This is a genomic window from Nocardioides sp. AX2bis (genome assembly GCF_902506435.1).
Lineage (GTDB): Bacteria > Actinomycetota > Actinomycetes > Propionibacteriales > Nocardioidaceae > Nocardioides.
This window is the reverse complement of the sequence record NZ_LR733245.1, coordinates 1-3,159: the sequence shown is the minus strand read 5'-3', so window position 1 is coordinate 3,159 and position 3,159 is coordinate 1. Positions and strand designations below refer to the sequence as shown.

At 70.4% G+C, this 3,159-nt stretch carries 4 protein-coding genes and 1 riboswitch; of the genes, 2 read left to right on the top strand and 2 right to left on the bottom strand.

The annotated features are described in order from the left end of the window. Nucleotides 1-70: 70 nt before the first annotated feature. Nucleotides 71-253, bottom strand: a riboswitch (cobalamin riboswitch). A gap of 83 nt (nucleotides 254-336) precedes the next feature. After that, the gene (locus GV155_RS20175) at nucleotides 337-702 is read left to right on the top strand and encodes a hypothetical protein (RefSeq protein WP_160012091.1); all 366 of its coding nucleotides are present in this window, start codon (nucleotides 337-339) and stop codon (nucleotides 700-702) included. Nucleotides 703-980: 278 nt separating this feature from the next. On the opposite strand, the gene GV155_RS20170 is transcribed toward GV155_RS20175, so the two are convergent. Beyond that, nucleotides 981-1,439, bottom strand: a complete 459-nt coding sequence (locus GV155_RS20170) for a histidine kinase dimerization/phospho-acceptor domain-containing protein (RefSeq protein ID WP_160012089.1) — start codon at nucleotides 1,437-1,439, stop codon at nucleotides 981-983. Between the two features lie 390 nt (nucleotides 1,440-1,829). Here GV155_RS20170 and GV155_RS20165 point away from each other — a divergent pair, with 390 nt between their 5' ends. Next, nucleotides 1,830-2,315 carry a MarR family winged helix-turn-helix transcriptional regulator gene (locus tag GV155_RS20165; protein WP_160012087.1) on the top strand — a complete coding sequence of 162 codons (486 nt, stop codon included), beginning with the start codon at nucleotides 1,830-1,832 and terminating at the stop codon, nucleotides 2,313-2,315. Between the two features lie 81 nt (nucleotides 2,316-2,396). Here GV155_RS20165 and GV155_RS20160 read toward each other — a convergent pair whose 3' ends face one another. Continuing rightward, nucleotides 2,397-2,840, bottom strand: coding sequence for a response regulator transcription factor (locus GV155_RS20160; RefSeq protein ID WP_160012085.1), 444 nt, complete (start codon nucleotides 2,838-2,840; stop codon nucleotides 2,397-2,399). Nucleotides 2,841-3,159 lie beyond the last annotated feature (319 nt).

Below are 3,159 nucleotides of genomic sequence, written 5' to 3'. Positions count from 1 at the left end.
CCAGCTGAGGCCAGGCCGGTGGGGGCCACGGGGGTCTCGAATCAGTCAGGGACCCGGATCGCGCGGGTCGGCATCGGTCATCGAGCCAGCCGGTCTTCGGACTCGGGTTCACACCGGCGGGACACCTTCCCAGGCCACGCAGGGCCCAGTGGTACGTCGTCCCGCCAGTCACCCTCACCGCTGCGCGTCAGCTCCGGATTCTCACCGGATTCCCGCACATCAACTGATGTGTTCTGGCTCGTCGTGAAACTAACACGCGGTACGCGTGCCGGGTCAGCCCCGAGGTGTCGGGGCGTCACTCGCGCCGCGTGCGCCCAGGAGGACCCGGTCGTCGCCGTGCTGCCAGACCTGGCCAACCACGGCGAAGCCGGCACGGCGCAGGAGGTCGAGGTAGTCGTGCACGGTGGGTGGTTCGGCGACGTGGTGGTCGAAGCCGCCGTCGCGGTCTGCGACGAGGTGCGCAAGCTCCGGGGCGGACTCGACGGCGTCCCCCTAGGCCTGCCACTGCTCGCCGGAGGCGGTGCCGGTACGCCGGCCCCGGGTCGCGGTGAGCCGGCGGTTCACATCGTCGATCGGCCCGCCGCCGGGCACCTCGTCGAGGTGCTCAGCGTCGAGGAAGACCCCGCCGGGTGCGAGGGTCGCTACCTCGTGACCGCGCGGATCGAGAACCCGGACGGGTCGACGCGGCGGGTGTACTTCTAGGGACGCACCCAGGCCGAGGCGCGGGCCAAGGCCCGCGAGGCGCAGGAGCGCGTCGCGCTGGGCGCACCGGTGCGCAACGCCAGTCGCAGCTTCGGCGACTGGTTGAGCGAGTGGCGGGCCACGTTCCTGGCCGCCAGCGACCGAGCGCCCTCGACCAAGGCGCTGTACGGCGGGCTGTTGGAACGCCACGCCCGACCTCAGCTCGAGAACGTGCCGCTGGCGCGGATCACCCCGGCCGACCTGACCCGGGTGCGTGCGCCGGACCCGGTGGGTCCGGGTCAGGATGGGTCGCGGAGGCGGTCCAGGTAGTCGGCGAGGTCGGCCCCTCGGGCCTCGCTGCCAGGGGCGTAGGCGAGGTCGATCCAGTCGGAGATCCAGGTGACGACGTCGTTGAGGCGGTGGCTCGCCCGCCGCAACGCCTGGAGCGACGCGGCGGCGTCCGTGGGCAGGCGGTCGCGCTGGTCCATCATCAGCTCGGCGTGGCCGAGGACCGCCGTGAGCGGGGTTCGGAGGCTGTGGTTCACGGTCTCGGCGAGGGATCGGTTCAGCTCTCCCCGGGCGGTGGCCACCAGGTTGGTGACGTCGGTCATCACGGCCCACGCGCCCTGCGGTCGACCCTCGGTGCCGCTGATGGGCGTGGCGTCGACCCGGAGGTGGCGGACCGGCTGGCCGGGGACCTTGACCGTGACGATCGCGTTCTCGACCATCTCTCCGCGCGAGGCGCGAACGATAGGCACCTCGTCAGCCCTGAGACGACGCCCGCCTCCCTCGCTGAAGAGGTGGAACGCTTCTGCCAAGGACTCGGCGGGCACCGCCGCGAAAGGCTGCTGCAGCAGGCGCTCGGAGCTCGGGCTGAGCATCGAGAGGCACCCGTACTCGTCCAGGACAACGACGGCGATCCCGGCGCGACACATCAGGCCTTCGATCGCGGCCGCGTCGATCTTGTCGAGTGTGCGCGAGGTGTCCTGGTGGGTCTGGGGCAGGTGTTGCGCAGCGTGCGCCGTCGGTCCCCGGGGGGTCTCGGACGAAGCGCGCGGACGTGGGGGGCCAAACCCTGAACTACCCATTGGACCACAATACATTGGTGCACCAATGATAGCGGTGCCAACGTTTGCTAGGTTCGATGCATGGGTAGTGGCGGCCAGGTTTCCTCTGAGCTGGAGGACCCGTTGGCCTTGGAGCAGCAGGTGTGTTTCGCCCTCTCGGTGGCCGCGCGGAACGTGGTCGCGGTCTACCGGCCGCTCCTCCAGCCGCTCGGCCTCACGCATCCCCAGTACCTGGTGATGTTGGCGCTGTGGCAGCACGAGCCGGTCTCGGTGTCCGAGCTCAGTCGTCTGCTGAGCCTGGACCCCGGCACCCTCTCGCCGTTGCTCAAGCGGTTGGAGGCGTCGGGGCTGCTGCTGCGCGACCGTGACCGCAGCGACGAGAGGTCGCTGGCGGTCACGCTGACCGGACAGGGCCGTGCGCTCCGGGCGCAGGCGGAGAAGATCCCCCCGGCCGTCGTGGCCAGGCTGGGCATGGACCTCGACGAACTGCACGCGATGCGCGACAGCTTGACGCGCGTCATCGCCGCCGCGCAGCATGCTTTCGACCACGATCCTGCGGACGACTAGGACGTCTGTCGGCGCCAGTCGGCGGCGGCCGGAGCGGCTGCGGCACCCTGGGCGTCCGTGGACGGCTGCGGCGGCGGCGGACTATGGCGGCGGGCTGAGGCGGCGGACCGTGGCGAGATCTGAGCCTGGATCCGAGCAGGGGGCGAAACCGTGGGAGAGCGCCCAGATCACAGCCTGGGGACGGATGCACACCCCGATCTTGCGGTAGGCGGACCGGATGTAGGTCTTCACGGTGTTCAGGCCGAGGTGGGCGTGCCGGGAGATGTCGTTGTTGCTCAGCCCCTGGCAGATGTACACGAGGATCTCGGACTCGCGTCCTGACAGGCCCTCGTCGGCACCCGGCCAGACGTCGTCGGCGCAGGACGCGGGACCGACGGTGCGTACCCCCATGCGTTCTCCGCGGTGGATGCGCTCGAGGGCGTCCACCAGGTCTTCGGGGGAGAGGGTCTTCGGGATCTGTGCGTCCGCACCGTAGACGCGCGCGGCGTTGACCCGTTGGGGTTCCTCGAGCCAGCTGAAGACCACGAGCTTCCAACCTCTGACGGTGTGCGCGGTGCGGGGGTCCGACGGGTGCGGGCCCTGGTCGACGGCGGGGTCGTAGAGGACGATGTGGAGCGGTCGGTCGTCGTCCGCCCCGGTGGCCTGTCGGCGCAGGTGGACCCGGGACGCCCAGGGCTCCAGCAGCGCGTGCAGTCCAGCGAGGACCAACGGGCAGTTGGGTCTGCTGCACGAACTGGTGACAGTTCGGTTAGGCCGCCTGGGTGGCGGTTGGGAGCATGATCAACTCGTACTCCACCGGGGTCAACCGGCCGAGAGTCGCCTGCCTACGACGGCGGTGATAGGT